Source organism: Stappia sp. ICDLI1TA098 (assembly GCF_054880955.1).
The window spans coordinates 805,637-821,422 of the sequence record NZ_JBTZBT010000002.1; the positions used below are offsets into that span (position 1 = coordinate 805,637).

General features: G+C 66.2%; 15 protein-coding genes. 6 read left to right on the top strand and 9 right to left on the bottom strand.

The genetic code is table 11. The annotated features are described in order from the left end of the window. Window positions 1–2: 2 nt before the first annotated feature. The 5 genes from ACSLUQ_RS13985 to ACSLUQ_RS14005 all read left to right on the top strand — a co-directional run bounded on the left by ACSLUQ_RS13985 (window position 3) and on the right by ACSLUQ_RS14005 (window position 4,173). A complete protein-coding gene (locus tag ACSLUQ_RS13985) occupies window positions 3–722 on the top strand; it encodes an XdhC family protein (protein WP_461808866.1) in 720 nt (239 codons plus the stop codon). Beyond that, window positions 719–2,350 (top strand): NTP transferase domain-containing protein, encoded by a 1,632-nt coding sequence (locus tag ACSLUQ_RS13990; RefSeq protein ID WP_461808867.1) that lies wholly within the window; start codon window positions 719–721, stop codon window positions 2,348–2,350. Before ACSLUQ_RS13985 ends, ACSLUQ_RS13990 begins: the two co-directional genes overlap by 4 nt. A gap of 111 nt (window positions 2,351–2,461) precedes the next feature. After that, entirely contained in the window at window positions 2,462–3,112 is a 651-nt protein-coding gene (locus ACSLUQ_RS13995; protein ID WP_461808868.1) for a L,D-transpeptidase, read from the top strand. Between the two features lie 55 nt (window positions 3,113–3,167). Then, window positions 3,168–3,683, top strand: coding sequence for an OmpA family protein (locus tag ACSLUQ_RS14000; protein ID WP_461808995.1), 516 nt, complete (start codon window positions 3,168–3,170; stop codon window positions 3,681–3,683). Between the two features lie 277 nt (window positions 3,684–3,960). Then, window positions 3,961–4,173: a hypothetical protein gene (locus tag ACSLUQ_RS14005; RefSeq protein WP_417771919.1), complete on the top strand. Its 213-nt coding sequence runs from the start codon at window positions 3,961–3,963 to the stop codon at window positions 4,171–4,173. Window positions 4,174–4,437: 264 nt separating this feature from the next. Here the strand turns inward: ACSLUQ_RS14005 and rpsL are convergent, their stop codons facing one another. The 6 genes from rpsL to dnaA form a co-directional block, all read right to left on the bottom strand. Next, a complete protein-coding gene (rpsL, locus tag ACSLUQ_RS14010) occupies window positions 4,438–4,809 on the bottom strand; it encodes a 30S ribosomal protein S12 (RefSeq protein ID WP_293719129.1) in 372 nt (123 codons plus the stop codon). Between the two features lie 113 nt (window positions 4,810–4,922). Then, the gene (gene gyrB / locus ACSLUQ_RS14015) at window positions 4,923–7,376 is read right to left on the bottom strand and encodes a DNA topoisomerase (ATP-hydrolyzing) subunit B (RefSeq protein ID WP_417771918.1); all 2,454 of its coding nucleotides are present in this window, start codon (window positions 7,374–7,376) and stop codon (window positions 4,923–4,925) included. A 189-nt stretch (window positions 7,377–7,565) separates the two neighbouring features. Further along, a complete protein-coding gene (locus tag ACSLUQ_RS14020) occupies window positions 7,566–8,183 on the bottom strand; it encodes a LysE family translocator (protein ID WP_461808869.1) in 618 nt (205 codons plus the stop codon). 22 nt (window positions 8,184–8,205) lie between these two features. After that, window positions 8,206–9,345, bottom strand: a complete 1,140-nt coding sequence (gene recF, locus ACSLUQ_RS14025) for a DNA replication/repair protein RecF (RefSeq protein ID WP_417771916.1) — start codon at window positions 9,343–9,345, stop codon at window positions 8,206–8,208. Window positions 9,346–9,428: 83 nt separating this feature from the next. After that, complete coding sequence (gene dnaN / locus ACSLUQ_RS14030) at window positions 9,429–10,547, bottom strand: DNA polymerase III subunit beta (RefSeq protein ID WP_417771915.1); 1,119 nt, start codon at window positions 10,545–10,547, stop codon at window positions 9,429–9,431. A gap of 195 nt (window positions 10,548–10,742) precedes the next feature. After that, entirely contained in the window at window positions 10,743–12,230 is a 1,488-nt protein-coding gene (gene dnaA, locus ACSLUQ_RS14035; protein ID WP_417771914.1) for a chromosomal replication initiator protein DnaA, read from the bottom strand. A gap of 563 nt (window positions 12,231–12,793) precedes the next feature. Between dnaA and ACSLUQ_RS14040 the strand changes: the two genes are divergently transcribed. Then, complete coding sequence (locus tag ACSLUQ_RS14040; protein WP_461808870.1) at window positions 12,794–13,204, top strand: hypothetical protein; 411 nt, start codon at window positions 12,794–12,796, stop codon at window positions 13,202–13,204. Between the two features lie 269 nt (window positions 13,205–13,473). Here the strand turns inward: ACSLUQ_RS14040 and rpsT are convergent, their stop codons facing one another. The 3 genes from rpsT to mutM all read right to left on the bottom strand — a co-directional run bounded on the left by rpsT (window position 13,474) and on the right by mutM (window position 15,758). After that, on the bottom strand, window positions 13,474–13,740 hold the full coding sequence (gene rpsT / locus ACSLUQ_RS14045; protein WP_417771913.1) for a 30S ribosomal protein S20: 267 nt from the start codon (window positions 13,738–13,740) through the stop codon (window positions 13,474–13,476). A gap of 183 nt (window positions 13,741–13,923) precedes the next feature. After that, the gene (locus ACSLUQ_RS14050; RefSeq protein WP_417771912.1) at window positions 13,924–14,697 is read right to left on the bottom strand and encodes an enoyl-CoA hydratase; all 774 of its coding nucleotides are present in this window, start codon (window positions 14,695–14,697) and stop codon (window positions 13,924–13,926) included. 143 nt (window positions 14,698–14,840) lie between these two features. Beyond that, a complete protein-coding gene (gene mutM / locus ACSLUQ_RS14055; RefSeq protein WP_461808871.1) occupies window positions 14,841–15,758 on the bottom strand; it encodes a bifunctional DNA-formamidopyrimidine glycosylase/DNA-(apurinic or apyrimidinic site) lyase in 918 nt (305 codons plus the stop codon). Between the last annotated feature and the right edge of the window lie 28 nt (window positions 15,759–15,786).

The window sequence follows — 15,786 nt, forward strand, 5'->3', positions numbered from 1 at the left end:
GCATGGATCTCGAGCTTCTCTCGCGCTTCAACGCGGCGCGCAGCGGCCGGCGCGCCGTCGTGCTTGTCACGCCGCTGGAGGCCGGCGCGGCCGGTCGCCAGCGCATCGTCACACAAGCCGACGACCTGTTCGACAACCTGGCCAGCGATCCCTTTGGCACGGAGATTTCGGCGCGGCTTCTCTCCGGCAAGTCCGGCATCGTCGAAGGCGCCGACGGCAGCCGGGCATTCCTCACGGTCAGCGTCCCGCCGCCACGCCTCGTGCTCATCGGCGCGGTTCATATCGCCCAGGCGCTGCTGCCGATGGCCGGCATCGCCGGCTTCGACGTGACGGTCATCGATCCGCGCACCGCCTTCGCCACGCCCGAGCGCTTCGCCGGAGGGCGTCTGCTTGCCGAATGGCCCGAGGATGTTCTGGCCGATGTGGCGCTCGATCCCTACACCGCCGTTGCCGCCCTCACCCACGACCCGAAGATCGACGACGTCCCGCTGAAGGCCGCGCTGGAGGCGAACTGCTTCTATGTCGGCGCGCTCGGCAGCCGCAAGACCCATGGCGCCCGCCGAACGCGGCTGCTGGAGGCCGGTGTCACGGACGCCGCGTTCGCGCGCATCGACGCGCCCATCGGCGCCGATATCGGTGCCGCATCGCCGGCCGAGATTGCAGTCGCGGTGCTTGCCAATGTCATCGCCGCGCTGCGCAAGGGAGGGGAGCGCCGGCCTTGAAGTTCGGACCCCGCGCCACCCGGGAGAGCGAGGACTGCCTGCTCGCCCACACGATCCGCCTTGCCGATGGCGCCCTGAAGAAGGGGCGCCGGCTGTCGGGAGATGACATCGCGCGGCTGCTGGCGGCCGGCATCGAGGAGATCGTCGTTGCCCGCCTGGAGATCGACGACTGCCACGAGGACCGGGCGGCGGAACGGCTGGCGCGCGCCGCCGACGGCGGCGGCCTGACGCTGGAGCCGCCTTTCACCGGGCGGGTCAATTTCCAGGCCGCCGCAGATGGCGTCCTGGTGGTGGACAAGGCGGCCGTCGACGCGGTCAACCGGGTGGACCCGGCGCTGACGCTGGCAACCCTGCCGGCCTGGTCCCGCGTGTCGCGCGGACGCATGGTGGCGACCGCCAAGGTCATTCCCTTCGCCGTTGGCGAGACCTCCGTTCGCGCCGTGGAGGCAGCGGCCGCGCGGGCCGTGCGCGTCGCCCCCTTCCGCCCGCGCAAGGTCGCGATGGTGGCGACCGTGCTTGCCCATCTCAAACCCTCGGTCATGGACAAGACGCGGCGCATCACCGAGGCGCGCCTGGCCGTTTCGGGCTCGACGCTGACGAGCGAGCGCCGGGTCGCGCATGAAACCGGAGCCGTTGCCGAGGCACTCGGCGCGCTGTCGCACTGCGGGGCGGACCTCATCCTGGTTTTCGGCGCCTCGGCAATCGTCGACAGGGACGACGTCATCCCGGCTGCGATTCACGCGGCCGGCGGGCGTCTCGTCCACTTCGGCATGCCCGTCGACCCGGGCAACCTCCTGCTCCTTGGCGAGATCGGCAAGGTGCCGGTGATTGGCGCTCCGGGTTGCGCCCGCAGCCCGAGTGAGAACGGTTTCGACTGGGTGCTCGACCGCTTGATGGCCGATTGTCCGGTCACACCGGAAGACGTCATGTCGATGGGTGTCGGCGGGCTGCTGATGGAGATCGGCTCGCGTCCCCAGCCGCGCGAGGAGACGGCAAGGGCCGTGCCGCAGCCGCGCAAGGTCGCCGGCATCCTGCTTGCCGCTGGCAGGTCGCGGCGGGCCGAGGGCGTCAACAAGCTGCTGGCGCGCATCGACGGGCGCCCGCTCGTGCGCATCGCCGCCGAGCACGCACTGGCAAGCAGCCTGTCGCGGCTGATCGTCGTCACCGGCCACATGCACGCGGACATCCGCGACGCGCTGGCCGGCCTCGACGTCGACATCGTTCACAATCCCGACCATGCGGAGGGAATGGCCGGGTCGATCCGCACCGGGGTCCAGGCGCTGCCTGCCGACGCAGATGCCGCAATGGTCCTGCTTGCCGACATGCCGCGGATCGACGCGCATACGCTCGACCGGCTGATCGCCGCCTATCGGCCGGAGGCGGGACGCGCCGTCGTCGTCGCCACCGCTGGCGGCAGACGCGGCAATCCGGTGCTCTGGGACCGGGCCTTCTTCAGCGCCCTTGCCCGCCTCGAGGGAGATATCGGCGCGCGTCACGTCATCGGCGAGAACGCCGGCATGGTCGTGGAGGTGGAGGTCGGCGAGGCCGCGCGCCTCGACCTTGACACCCGCGAGGCGCTGCGTGCGGCGGGCGCCGAGCCGGTGGACGCCGCTGCTGCGCAGGATTGACCTTTTCCCGCATTTGCATCGTAATGCTTCCGACATGTGCGGCGGCTACGGATCCTCTTGGGCGTTCGGCAGCCGACCTGAGGTGACCTTGCCGGGAGGAGGAGAGACGGCATGACCACCCCGTTTACGCGACGAGGCATTCTGACCGGCGGCGCGGCGCTTGCGGCGCTTGCCAGTTTTCCCATGCCGGCAATCGCCGCCTCGAAATGGTTCGTCGGCTCGCTGAGCGACAACGGCTTTGCCTATCGGGCAACCAATTTCGACGTGATCAAGCCCCAGTGGCGCCGGCAGATGGTGAAGTACCTGTCGCATGAATCGCCCGGCACCGTCGTCATCGATACCCGCAACCATTACCTCTACTGGATCTGGGAGAACGACACCGCGCTGCGCTACGGCGTCGGCGTCGGCCGCGAGGGCTTCAAGTGGTACGGCCGCGCCCAGATCAAGCGCAAGGCGCTGTGGCCGCGCTGGGTGCCGCCACCCGACATGCTGAAGCGCCAGCCGGACCTGCCCCGTCTGGTCGAAGGGGGAGCCGCCAACAACCCGCTCGGTCCCCGCGCCATGTATCTCTACAACGACGATGGCGGGGACACCGGCTACCGGCTGCACGGGACGCTCGAACCCTGGAGCATCGGCTCCGATGTTTCCTCCGGCTGCATCCGCATGTTCCCGGAAGACATCGTCGATCTCTATCAGCGCTGCCCGGTCGGAACACGGGTTTCCGTGCTCGAGCACCTCGGCGCAAAGCCGCAGAATGGCTGAACGACAAGCCAGGCGAGCGGCCCTCGCACATGCGCTCAAAGGAGCTTCGACCGTGATCCCAGCCACGCCGCGCCGGGCGCTTGCCGCCATCGCCGCAACGTTCGCCCTTCCCCTGCTGCTCGCCGGCTGCAACACCGTGGAGACGGCGGCGACGCCCAATGTCACCAATGCGCCGGTGGCCGGTTTCGCCAATCTTTCGCCCGGCAGCGAGGAGGACTTCATCCTCAATGTCGGTCGACGCAGCTATTTCAAGTCCGGCTCGGCCGAGCTCGAAGAGACCGCGCGCATGACCCTCGACAAGCAGGCGGCCTGGCTCATGGCCAACCGCTCCTGGTTCGCCAAGATCCAGGGCTTCGCCGACGATCCGGGCAGCGCCGCGGCCAACACCGCGCTCTCGACCCGCCGGGCCGATGCGGCAATGGCCTATCTCGTCTCCAAGGGGGTTTCCGCAAACAGGCTCTGGGCCAAGGGCTATGGCACCGATCGCAAGGTGCGCGCCTGCCCGGAGGAAGAATGCAAGGCCCAGAACCGCCGCGTCGTCACCAACCTGCGCGAGGAACGCGAACGCTGAGGCCGGTCACCTCTCTCTGGCGCGTCGCTTCACCCGTTGTGCGGGTGGCGGCAAGCCTTGCGTTTACCAACATGCCGCACTGCAAAATGAGCATGGCTCCCATGCCTGATTCGCGCTTGGTTCGCGGCCATGTGACACTTATATAAAACCTGTGTTTGACGGCCGGGCGAGATCCACTGCCCGGCTTTTTTTGCGGTTCGCCCCCCTCCATGCATTGGCGCTCTCAGAGCGACAGGCCGTTCGGAAGGTCGTCCCGCTCATTCCAAGAGGTATGACAATGACCGAACTTCGCTTGCCGCGCTCCGGACAGTGCAAGTGGGCCGAGGGAACAGGTGGCGACTACACCTTCCCGTGCCGCTCCCGCGTTGCTCCCGGCGTCTCCTATTGCGACGAGCACCACGCGCTCGTCTACATCTCCCCGGAAGACCGTCGTCGCAGCCGTGAGAGTGGCCAGGTCGCCTTCCGCGCCCAGAAGCGCATCGCCGCCTGACACCTTTCTCCTTCGTCAATCGGCGAAGAACGATTCAGACGCTCCGAGAACCGCCGCACCTGGTGCCGGCGGTTTTCTTTTGCGTAATTCTGCAAGAAAAGAAGCGCGAAAAGCCGTTCGCAGCCATGCCGGCGCGCAAAAACGCACAAAAAATGCCCCCGGCCGACGGCCAGGGGCATTGTTCTTGCGCACACGACGAATGCGAAGCTGCGGCGCATCGGGCGGCGGCGCGGAGTGACCCCGCGCGCCAGCCCCGGGCGCTGCTTACTTCGGACGCTTGGAGCCGTAAAGCGAACGACGCTTCTTACGATCCTTGACGCCCTGGGTGTCGAGCACGCCGCGGATCACGCGGTAGCGCACGCCCGGAAGATCGTTCGGGCCGCCGCCGCGCACGAGCACGACAGAGTGCTCCTGCAGGTTGTGACCCTCGCCCGGGATGTAGGCGGTAACTTCGTTTCCGTTGGTCATGCGCACACGGGCGACCTTACGAAGAGCCGAGTTCGGCTTACGCGGGGTCGTCGTGTAGACGCGCGTGCAGACTGCGCGCTTCTGGGGGTTTCCACCCAGCGACGGCGTCTTGGACTTGTTAACGGACGGCTTGCGGTTCTGGCGAACCAACTGATTGATTGTCGGCATCGTTACTTGCAGCTTGTTTTCGAGGAATGTCGTGGTCGCTCCTAATAGGGGGAACGACCGTGGTTGTCAAAGGGAGAATCCCCATTTCCGGCGCAAGACCGCCATTCGGTCGATCAAACGTCGAGATTCGCCACCGCGAGCGCATTTTCCTGGATGAAGGTCCGTCGCGGATCGACATCGTCGCCCATCAGCTTGGTGAAGATGTCATCGGCCGCATCGGCCTCGCGGATCTTCACCTGCAGCAGCGAGCGAACGTTCGGATCGAGCGTCGTCTCCCACAGCTGCTCGGCGTTCATTTCGCCCAAGCCCTTGTAGCGCTGCATGGAAATACCCTTGCGCCCTTGCGCGAAGACAGCATGGAGCAAGGCCCTGGGGCCGCGGATGGCAATCTCGTTGCCCTTGCGCGACAAGGTCGAGGCCTTGCCGTAGACCTCCTGCAGGTGGGTCGTGCGGGCATCGAGCTTGCGGGCATCGGAGGAGCCCAGAAGCGCCGCGTCGATGGTCGAGACCTCCTTGACGCCGCGCACGGTGCGCTCGAATTCGAGGTCGCCGTTCTCCAGCACCTTGCCGACCCAGCCACGCTCGAAATCATCGGCGAGAATGTCGAGACGCCGGGCGATATAAGCCGCGGCGTCATTGGCCTTTTCGCGGTCGCGCAGCACCTCGTCGTTGAGCGCGCCGGCAATCGCCGCCTGCTCCACCACGTCACGGTCGTAGCGCGCGTGCAGGCCGTCGAGCACATAGGCCACCTGGCGGGCGCGCTCGACCACGTCATGTAGATCGGCTCCGGTGCGCACTTCGCCGTTTGCCAGCGTCAGCGCGCTTTCTTCAAGTCCGCCGTCGATCAGGTAGCGCTCCAGCGCCTCCTGATCCTTCAGGTACTGCTCGGAGTTGCCGCGCTTCACCTTATAGAGCGGCGGCTGGGCGATATAGATATAGCCCTGCTCGATCAGATCCGGCATCTGGCGGAAGAAGAAGGTCAGCAGCAGCGTGCGGATGTGGGCGCCGTCGACGTCGGCGTCCGTCATGATGATGATCTTGTGGTAGCGCAGCTTCGCGAGGTTGAACTCCTCCTTGCCGATGCCAGTGCCAAGCGCCGTGATCAGCGTACCGATCTCGTTGGAGGAGAGCATCTTGTCGAAGCGGGCCCGCTCGACGTTGAGGATCTTGCCGCGCAGCGGCAGGATCGCCTGATTCTCACGGCTGCGTCCCTGCTTGGCGGATCCGCCAGCCGAATCGCCCTCGACCAGGAAAAGTTCGGCCTTGGACGGATCGCGCTCCTGGCAGTCGGCAAGCTTGCCCGGCAGCGAGGCGACGTCGAGCGCGCCCTTGCGACGGGTCAGCTCGCGCGCCTTGCGGGCGGCCTCGCGGGCGCTCGCGGCTTCCACCACCTTGGAAACGAGGATACGCGCAGGGGCCGGATTTTCCTCCAGCCACTCCGACAGCGCCTGGCTGATCGCGCTCTCGACCACCGGGCGAACCTCGGAGGACACGAGCTTGTCCTTGGTCTGTGACGAGAACTTCGGATCCGGCACCTTGACCGACAGCACGCAGGTAAGCCCCTCGCGGCAGTCATCGCCGGTCAGCGAGACCTTTTCCTTCTTGAGCAGGCCCGACTGTTCGGCGTAGCTCGTCACCTGTCGCGTCAGCGCGCCACGGAAGCCGGCCAGATGGGTGCCGCCATCGCGCTGCGGGATGTTGTTGGTGAAGCACAGAACCTGCTCGTGATAGCTGTCGTTCCACCACATCGCCGCCTCGACGGTGATCCCGTCGCGCTCGACGCTCATCGTCACCGGCGCCTCGATCAGCGGATGCTTGGCCCGGTCGAGATAGCGCACGAAGGCTTCCAGACCGCCCTCATAGAAGAGCTCGACGGCATTCTCCTCGACGCCACGACGGTCGGTCAGCAGAATCCGCACGCCGGAATTGAGGAAGGCGAGTTCGCGCAGCCGATGCTCGAGCGTGCCGAAGTCGAACTCGATCCTGGTGAAGGTCGCCGGCGACGGCAGGAAGGTCACTTCGGTGCCCTTGCGCCCCTCGCTCGGGCCGACGACGGCGAGCGGCGCCGCTGCGTCGCCGTCGTAAAACCGCATCTTGTGCTCGAACCCGTTGCGCCAGATCCGCAGGTCGAGCCAGGTCGACAGCGCGTTGACGACGGACACGCCAACGCCGTGCAGGCCGCCCGACACCTTGTAGGAGTTCTGGTCGAACTTACCGCCGGCATGAAGCTGGGTCATGATGACCTCGGCCGCCGAGACGCCCTCTTCCGGATGCAGGTCGGTTGGAATGCCGCGCCCGTTGTCGGTCACGGTCACCGAGCCATCGGCGTTCAGCGTCACGGTCACACGGTCGGCGTGACCGGCCAGCGCCTCGTCGATGGCATTGTCGACGACCTCATAGACCATATGGTGGAGGCCCGAGCCGTCATCGGTGTCGCCGATATACATGCCCGGGCGCTTGCGCACCGCGTCGAGCCCCTTCAGGACCTTGATCGAGCCGGCGCCGTATTCGTCGGCGCCCTCGGACGATTGCGGATTGGGCTCGCCGGTCATCGGTGTGTCACTCATTCGAATCAGATGCTCGCTGGGTCTCGGGTGTCAGACTGTTATACGGGGTTGAACGGCACGTTCAACCAACCGTCACGAAGCGTCCTGGCCGCGGGTTTCCGCCCGCCCCTGCGGGATCGCCGCCGCGCCTCGCGCGCGGCGCCAAAGGCGAACCCGTGCTTTGCTTGTCGCACGGCTTTCGGGCATTTTTTAGCGCGCGGCGATCGCCACCGCCGCGCCCGCCATCATGGTTCCGGCACCGCGGTTCAAAAGGCGCACCGCGCGCGGGCTGGCAAAGAGTTTGCGTGCCCGCTCGGCCGCCACGCAATAGCCGCCGAGCACCACCGCCAGCACCGAGAAGGTGACAAGGCTAAGCTCGAGATAGCCAAGCACTGTCACCGTCTCGAGCGCGATGATGTTGGGCAGCAGCGCCAGATAGAAGACCATGGTCTTGGGGTTGCCGAGCGTCAGCGCAAGACCGGCCAGCGTGAGGCGCAGGTCGCTCTCGCGCGGTCCCGCGGGCACATCGGCGCGAATGCCGGCCGCCGGGGCGCGCCACATCTTCCAGGCAAGCCAGACGAGATAGGCAGCTCCCAGATATTTCACCAGCAGGAAAACCGTGCCGAACGCCTTGGCGACGACGGCAAGTCCGGCCACGGCAAAGCCGAGCCAGACCAGATCGCCAATGACGATGCCGAAGCAGAAGGCGGCAGCACCCTCGCGACCGCGCGCAAGCACGCGCGCGACGATGGCGGCGACGCCCGGACCGGGAATGACGGCGGCCACGAAAAGGGCGCCGGCGAAGAACAGAAGAGGAGCGAGATCCATGCGGGAAGGAACCTTGAAACGATCAGCCGGCACCATACTCCGAAACGCCGGCATTGGCGACATGTAGAAGCATGCTTCCCGCCGGAAGATCGGCGAAAAGCTGCGGATCGGTGCCGGTCATCAGCACCTGCAGGGAGAGGTCGTGCAGCCTGGCGAACAGCGCCCGGCGGCGGTCCGGGTCGAGATGGGCGGCCACCTCGTCGAGGAGCAGCAGCGGCGTCATGCCGGCGGTTCGCGCCGTCACGTCCGCATGCGCCAGAATGAGGCCGATCAGCAGCGCCTTCTGTTCCCCGGTCGAGGCCATGGCCGCCGGCATGTCCTTGGCCAGGTGGGTGACCACGAGGTCGGAGCGATGCGGCCCCATGAGCGTGCGCCCGGCGGCGCGGTCCCTGTGGCGCGAAGCCGCCAGCGCCTCGCGGTAACGGTCCTCCAGGTCTCCGGCGGCCAGGCCCTCGGCCTCCTCCTCGAAGGCGCCGGAAAGCACGACGCCGGCCTGCGGAAACGGCAGTCCGAGTTCCGCCTGGGCGATGATGCGGGCGGCGAGAAGCGACACCGTCTCACGCCGGGCATAGCTGACGGAAATCGCCAGCGGCGCGAGCTGTGCCTCCAGCGCATCGAGAAAGCCTGCAGCCCCGCCTTCGTCGAGCAGGCGGTTGCGCGCGCGCAGGACCTTCTCCAGATCCGCCACCCGCCGACCGTGACCCGGATCAACCGCGAGCACCAGACGGTCGAGAAAGCGCCGCCGGTCGCCCGCCGGCCCGGTGAAGAGCCCGTCCATCGCCGGCAGCAGCCAGAGCACCCGCAGATAGTCGAGAAGCCGGTCGGAGCCGCGCACGTCCTCGCCGTCGATGCGCACGCGCCGGCCGGTGTCCTGCGGCCCGTGGCCGACGCCAAGGCGCGTCTCGCCCGCCGGACCCTCGAGCCTTGCCGACACCGCGAAGCCGCCTTCGCCGCCCTTGCGGATGATGTCGTCAAGCTGCGCCCGTCGCAGGCCGCGACCGGCGGTCAGCAGCGACACCGCCTCAAGCAGGTTGGTCTTGCCAGCGCCATTGGCGCCGACAAACGCGACGAGCCCCGCGCCGAGACGCAGGGAGAGGCTTTCGTAATTGCGGAAATTGGACAGGTTGAGGCTGCGGAGCGCAACCCGCACCGGCTCGCTCATCGCGGTGTCGCCTTCCTGTGGCGGCCCGCCCGGTCGCCCGGCCGGGCCTGCCCGTCGCATGGGATCTCGCTGTCGCCGCGACGTCAGACGCGCATCGGCATCAGAACGTAAAGCGTGTCCAGCGACCCCTTGTCCTGGATCAGCGTCGGCGCGCCGGCATCGGCGAAACGGAATGTGGCCGTGTCGCCGCGAAGCTGGCCGGTGATCTCCAGCAGGTAGCGCGAGTTGAAGCCGATCTCGAGCGGATCCGCATCATAGTCGATCGCCAGTTCCTCGGTCGCGGAACCGGAATCCGGGTTGACCACGGTCAGGATCATCCGCCCCTCGGACATGGCGAGCTTCACAGCGCGGCCGCGCTCGGAGGAGATCGTCGAGACGCGGTCGACCGCGGCTTTGAACTCGTCCCGGTCGACAAGCATTTCCTTGTCGTTGTTCTGCGGGATGACCCGACCGTAATCCGGGAAGGTGCCGTCGATCAGCTTCGAGGTCAGGACGACATCGCCCGTGGTGATGCGGATCTTGGTGTCGGAGATCTCGACGCGCGTCTCGGCGTCCGGCGCCTCGAGCAACTTCTGGATCTCGCCGACGGTCTTGCGCGGCACGATGACGCCGGGCATGCCCATGGCACCCGCGGGAGCCGGCACCTCGGCACGGGCCAGACGGTGGCCGTCGGTGGCGACGCCGCGCAGCCGGTCGCCGTCCTCGCCCGCCACCGCGTGCAGATAGATGCCGTTGAGATAGTAGCGCGTTTCCTCGGTGGAGATCGCGAACTGGGTGGCGTCGATGATGCCACGCAGGTCGGACGCCGGCAGCGTGAAGCCGTGGGTGAACTCGCCGGCGGTGATGTCGGGATAATCCGCCTCGGGCAGCATCTGCAGCGCAAAGCGCGAGCGCCCGGCGCGGATTTCCAGAGTGGCGTTGTCCGACGATGTCTCGAGCGCCACCTGCGCACCCTCGGGCAGCTTGCGCACGATGTCGTAGATCATGTGCGCCGGCACGGTGGTGCCGCCGGGCTGCTCGACGAGCGCGGCGACGCGCTCGGAAATCTCCAGATCGAGGTCCGTCGCCTTCAGCAGCAGCTGGCCGCCTTCGCAGCGCAGCAGGACATTCGACAGGATCGGGATCGTGTTGCGGCGTTCGACGACACGGTGAACATGGGTCAGGGACTTCAGGAGGTCGGTCCGCTCAAGAGTCACTTTCATTGCGTCGTCCATTGTCGAGAAAAAGGGCACGAAAGCCGGAAATCACGCGAAGTTACGCGACTGCGAAATGGGCGATGACACTGCCCCGTGAAACATCAAAATGCAAGAGGCCGGACACGGTTCGCACCCGTTCCGGCCCCGCCTGGATGGTGGATTGCGGGGGCGAGGCACGCCTCGCCCGCCGGCATGCGCCGATCAGCTGTCGAGCATCCGCTTCAGCAGATCGAGCTCCTGCGCCAGCGCCGCGTCGTTGCGCGCCAGATCCTCGATCTTGCGCACCGCGTGCAACACGGTGGTGTGGTCGCGGTTGCCGAAGCGGCGACCGATCTCCGGCAGGGAGCGCGGCGTCATCATCTTGGCGAGATACATCGCGATCTGGCGCGGACGCACGATGGTGCGGGTGCGCCGGGCAGACAGAAGATCCGCCTTCGAGACGTTGTAGTGCTTCGAGACGACCCGCTGGATCTCCTCGATCTTGACCCGGCGCGGCTCGGTGTTGCGCACCAGATCGCGCAGCGTGGTCTCTGCCATCTCCTGGGTGATGGGCTGGCTGGTCAGCTGGTTGTGCGCCATCAGCCGGTTGAGCGCGCCTTCCAGATCGCGGCCGGAATTGCCGACGTTGCGGGCGACGTAGTCAAGCACGGTCTCGGGCACCGCGAAGCCGGGATGATTGCGGCGCGCGACGTCGATGCGGCTGGTCAGGATGGCGCGGCGCAGCCCGAAGTCCGGCTCGGAGATGGCGACAACCAGGCCGCCGGCAAGGCGCGAGCGCATGCGTTCGTCGAGCGTCTCCAGATCCGCCGGCGGACGATCGGCGGCGACCACCACCTGACGCGCGCCGTCGATCAGCGCATTGAGCGTGTGGCAGAACTCCTGCTGAACCTGCTTGCCGTGCAGGAACTGCATGTCATCGATCAGCAGCAGATCGATCTTGCGCAGCGTGTCCTTGAAGGCGAGCGCCGACTGCGCCTTGAGCGCGGCCACGAAGCGATACATGAAATGCTCGGCGGTCAGATAGAGCACCTTGCGCCCGGCCGCCTTGGCGGCGCTGGCGATCGCCTGCATCAGATGCGTCTTGCCGAGGCCGACCGACGCATGAACGTAGAAGGGATTGAAGGTGACGCTTGCGGCGGTCGCCACCTGGCGGGCAGCGGCCAGCGCAAGCGCGTTGGACTCGCCCTCGACGAAGGAGGTGAAGGTGTACTTCGGATCGAGCGCGGCGCCCTCCAGGCTGTCCTCGCTCTCACGCATGCCCTGGGCGGCGGAGGGCGTCATGGCCTGGCCGGCCGCGCTCTGGCGCGGCTCACCCTTGGCGGCGAAAGTGTTGTCGACGATCTTCACCGGCGCGGACGCCGGACGCGCGGCGGCGGTGCGGGCCGCCGCAACGCTTGCCGGACGGGCGCGCACGGCACCGCGAACGGTCAGCTCGATGCGGTGCACATCCTCGCACTCGCGCTGCCAAAGCCCCATGAGGCGATCGCGGTAATGCGACTGGATCCACTGCTTGAGGAACCGGGTCGGCACGGAAAGGCGCACCGTGCCATCGATGTGATCCTCGAGATCAACGCGGGCGAACCAGCTGCTGAAGACATCCTCGCCAAGTTCGGCGCGCAGCCGCTTCTTGACGCGGGTCCATTGGTCGATGCCTGCGGTCTCGGGTGCCGGCAGTTCCTGCAAGTTCATCGTGATCGCCTCCAAAAAACCCACGGAACCGTCCGCCGCCGCAGCGCCCGTGGTTTTTGTCCTGTTATCCGGTCGTAAGACCGGTCTTTTGTTGTTCGGCCTTTTGACCGTTGTCGCGTTCCCGACCGCCGGGCGGACGGGACGCAAAAGCCCTGCTCCGGGGCGCAAGCGAATGCGTCCCGTTTCGTCTTCCGGCATCTGCTGGCCTGTCGGTATTGCGCCGGCGTCTTCCGCCTCGCAACCGCAGGCTCGCGAGAATGCGGAACCCTCGATTGATTTTTGAGAACCCGCTCCCGGCGATGCCGTGAGCGGCTGGCGCGGTCGGGGTCAGAGCGCCTTGCGCCCGCCACCCCATCGCGCCGGAGCGGCACAGAAAGTCGATTGTGCTCCCATCGTCAAGCCCCTCAATCCCGTCTTCTTCACCCCACAGCCGGACTGTGTCGGCGCGACCACCCTGGAACCGCCGATTTGTGCCATCGACAGCGCTCTCACCACTCCGCCCACCGGCGGCGTCGGAGCTCACCTGGGGCCAAAGGCCGCAAGCCGCGCCGACACGACATCACATGGCAACAGACAAGAAATTCCCTCACCGCCGATCTTCATCGACAGCTATTCATGCCTGCGATTTGCCGGATTTCGCTACTCTTTACTCAAGAGTACAAAGTCTCTCGACGGAAGAAACAGTGGAAGCGACAAAGCCGCCTGGCACAAAGCGCCTATATCTGTCCAACACCATATTTTGGCGCAAATATACCATCGCTCTACAAGAGGCCCTGTCGTTTTTGTTTTCCGATTTAGTCAGGCGGGCGCCTGATGAAGAGACCATACACAGGGGCCATGCGGCCCGCAACATGGACTCTCGCCATTTCGCCAGGCCGCTCCGCCGCAGGCCGAAGCCGCCGCAAGGGAATGCCCGGCGGAGCCGTTTGGAAGGCGTTTTGACTCAACGTGTTTTGCCGACGGAAGAGGCGTGAATACCCAATTTGCTGTGCACGAAAAAAAATTTTTACCCATCAATCTTGACAAGCGCCAACGGCGAAGACAATCCGCTCGAGCCTTCCAACATGACGCTAGATTATTGTTTCTAATGAGATTTTCGTGCCATGAGGCCGACCGCGGCAATTTCTCGAATCATGCCTAATTATTAGTCGGATGGGCGCCGCGCATGAGTACGGCGGCTAAAGAAAAACCCGACCAAAAGGCCGGGTTCTGTAGCTCGCAACAGATCCTGAAACGGATCTCGTCAGGCACTCAGCGCCTTCACCCGCGCGTTAAGGCGGGAGATCTTCCGGGACGCAGTGTTGCGATGGAAGACGCCCTTGGTAACAGCGCGCATCAGCTCCGGCTGCGCAACCTTGAGTGCTTCGCCCGCTGCAGAGTGATCGCCGGAAGCAATCGCTTCCTCGACCTTGCGCAGGTGCGAGCGCACCCGGCTGCGGCGGGCCTTGTTGATGGCCGTGCGACGCTGGATCTTCCGCGCCGCCTTCTTGGCCGAAGGGGTGTTGGCCATGGTGGTTCCTGATCGGTTATGTGAACAGTCCGCTCGCCGACATCTCGACAACCGCGGCTGTCCCAGTCAAACGAAAGCGGCGGCGGAACGAGCCGCCACCGGTCGATGAGGTTTATAATCGCCGCCCCTCGCCCCGTCAACGTGAAACTCGCAGTTTTTCGGGGATCGACACGGACGACCTGTTCAGCGGTTCTTGAACTGGGGCGCGCGCTTCTCGACGAAGGCGGTCATGCCCTCGCTTTGATCCTCGGACGCGAACATGGAGTGGAACACGCGGCGCTCGAAACGCACGCCCTCGGCGAGCGTCGTCTCATAGGAGCGGTTGACGCTTTCCTTGGTCATCATCGTGATCGGCATCGAGAAGTCGGCGATCTTTTCCGCCACCCGCAGCGCCTCGTCGACCAGGTCCGCGACCGGTACGACCCGACTCACAAGCCCGGAGCGCTCGGCCTCCTCGGCGTCCATCATGCGCCCGGTCAGGCACATCTCCATCGCCTTCGACTTGCCGACGAAGCGGGTGAGGCGCTGGGTGCCGCCGGCACCCGGCATCACGCCGAGGGTGATCTCGGGCTGGCCGAACTTGGCATTCTCCCCGGCGAGGATGAAATCGCACATCATCGCAAGTTCGCAGCCGCCGCCCAGCGCGTAGCCGGCGACGGCGGCGATGATCGGCTTGCGGAAGCGCGACACCTGATCCCAGGAGGTGATGAAGTCCTTGGTGTAGGCTTCGATATAGGAGAGCGAGCTCATTTCCTTGATGTCGGCACCGGCCGCAAAGGCCTTCTCCGATCCGGTCAGAACCACGCAACCGATCTTGTCGTCCTTCTCGTACTGCGCCAGCGCTTCGTTCAGTTCGGCGATGAGCTGCGAGTTGAGAGCGTTCAGTGCTTTGGGACGATGCAGGGTGATCAGGGCAACCCGACCACGCTTCTCGACCTGAATATTCTCGTATCCCATGGGACCTCCCCCGAGAGACTGGCAATGCGCGTTTCGGCCGCGCCGCCTTCCGGGATCAAGGCGTAGCCGAAGCGACAGCCCCCCGCAACCGGGCATTCCGCCCGCCACCGGCAGCCCGCAGGGGTTGCCATGCCGCCCGACTGCTATTTCTGGCAGCGCGGGCAGTGGAAGGTCGAGCGCCCGCTCTGGACGATGCGCGCGACGGCGGCGCCGCAGCCAAGCGTGCGGCACGGTTCTCCCTCGCGGCCGTAGACGGAGAAGGAATGCTGGAAATAGCCAAGCTCGCCATTGGCCTGGCGATGGTCGCGCAGGGTCGAGCCGCCGGCGGCAATCGCCTCGTCGATGACCGAGCGGATGGCGTCCGCCAGCCTTTCGGCGCGCACACTCGCCCGCCCCGCCTTCGTGGCGATCGTGCCGGCCGGCGCCACCGGCGACAGGCCGGCACGGTACAGCGCCTCGCAGACGTAGATGTTGCCGAGCCCGGCGACCAGGCGCTGATCGAGAAGCGCAGCCTTCAGCGGCGCGGCCTTGCCGGCAAAAAGCCGGGCCAGCAGATCTCCGTCGAGCGCGTTTCCGGTCGGCTCGACTCCGAGGTTCCTGAAATAGGGGTGGCTGGCGATCGCCTCGCGGCGAACCATGGTCATGAAGCCGAAACGGCGCGGATCATTGTAGACGATGCGCATCGGCACACCGCCGGCGGCGGCCTTCAGGCGGAAGACGACATGGTCATGGGCCCGGGCTTGCGAGCGCGGATAGACAAAGGCATGCGCGGCGACGGTTTCCGCCTCGCCTCCCACGGCCTCGCCGTCCGTCTCGATGCGAAAGGCGCCCGACATGCCGAGATGGGCGACAATCACCTCGCCGTCGTCGAGATCGGCAAGCAGGTACTTGGCGCGCCGTCCGAGCGAAAGCACCCGGCGCCCGGCGACGCGCTCGGCGAACCGCTCGGGAAAGGGAAAGCGCAAGTCCGGGCGGGCGAGGTCCAGCCCGAGAATCTCGGCGTTCTCGAAGACCGGCGCAAGGCCGCGCCGGACCGTTTCCACCTCGGGAAGTTCAGGCATTCCGCGTTTCTCCAGGGTCAGTGAAATC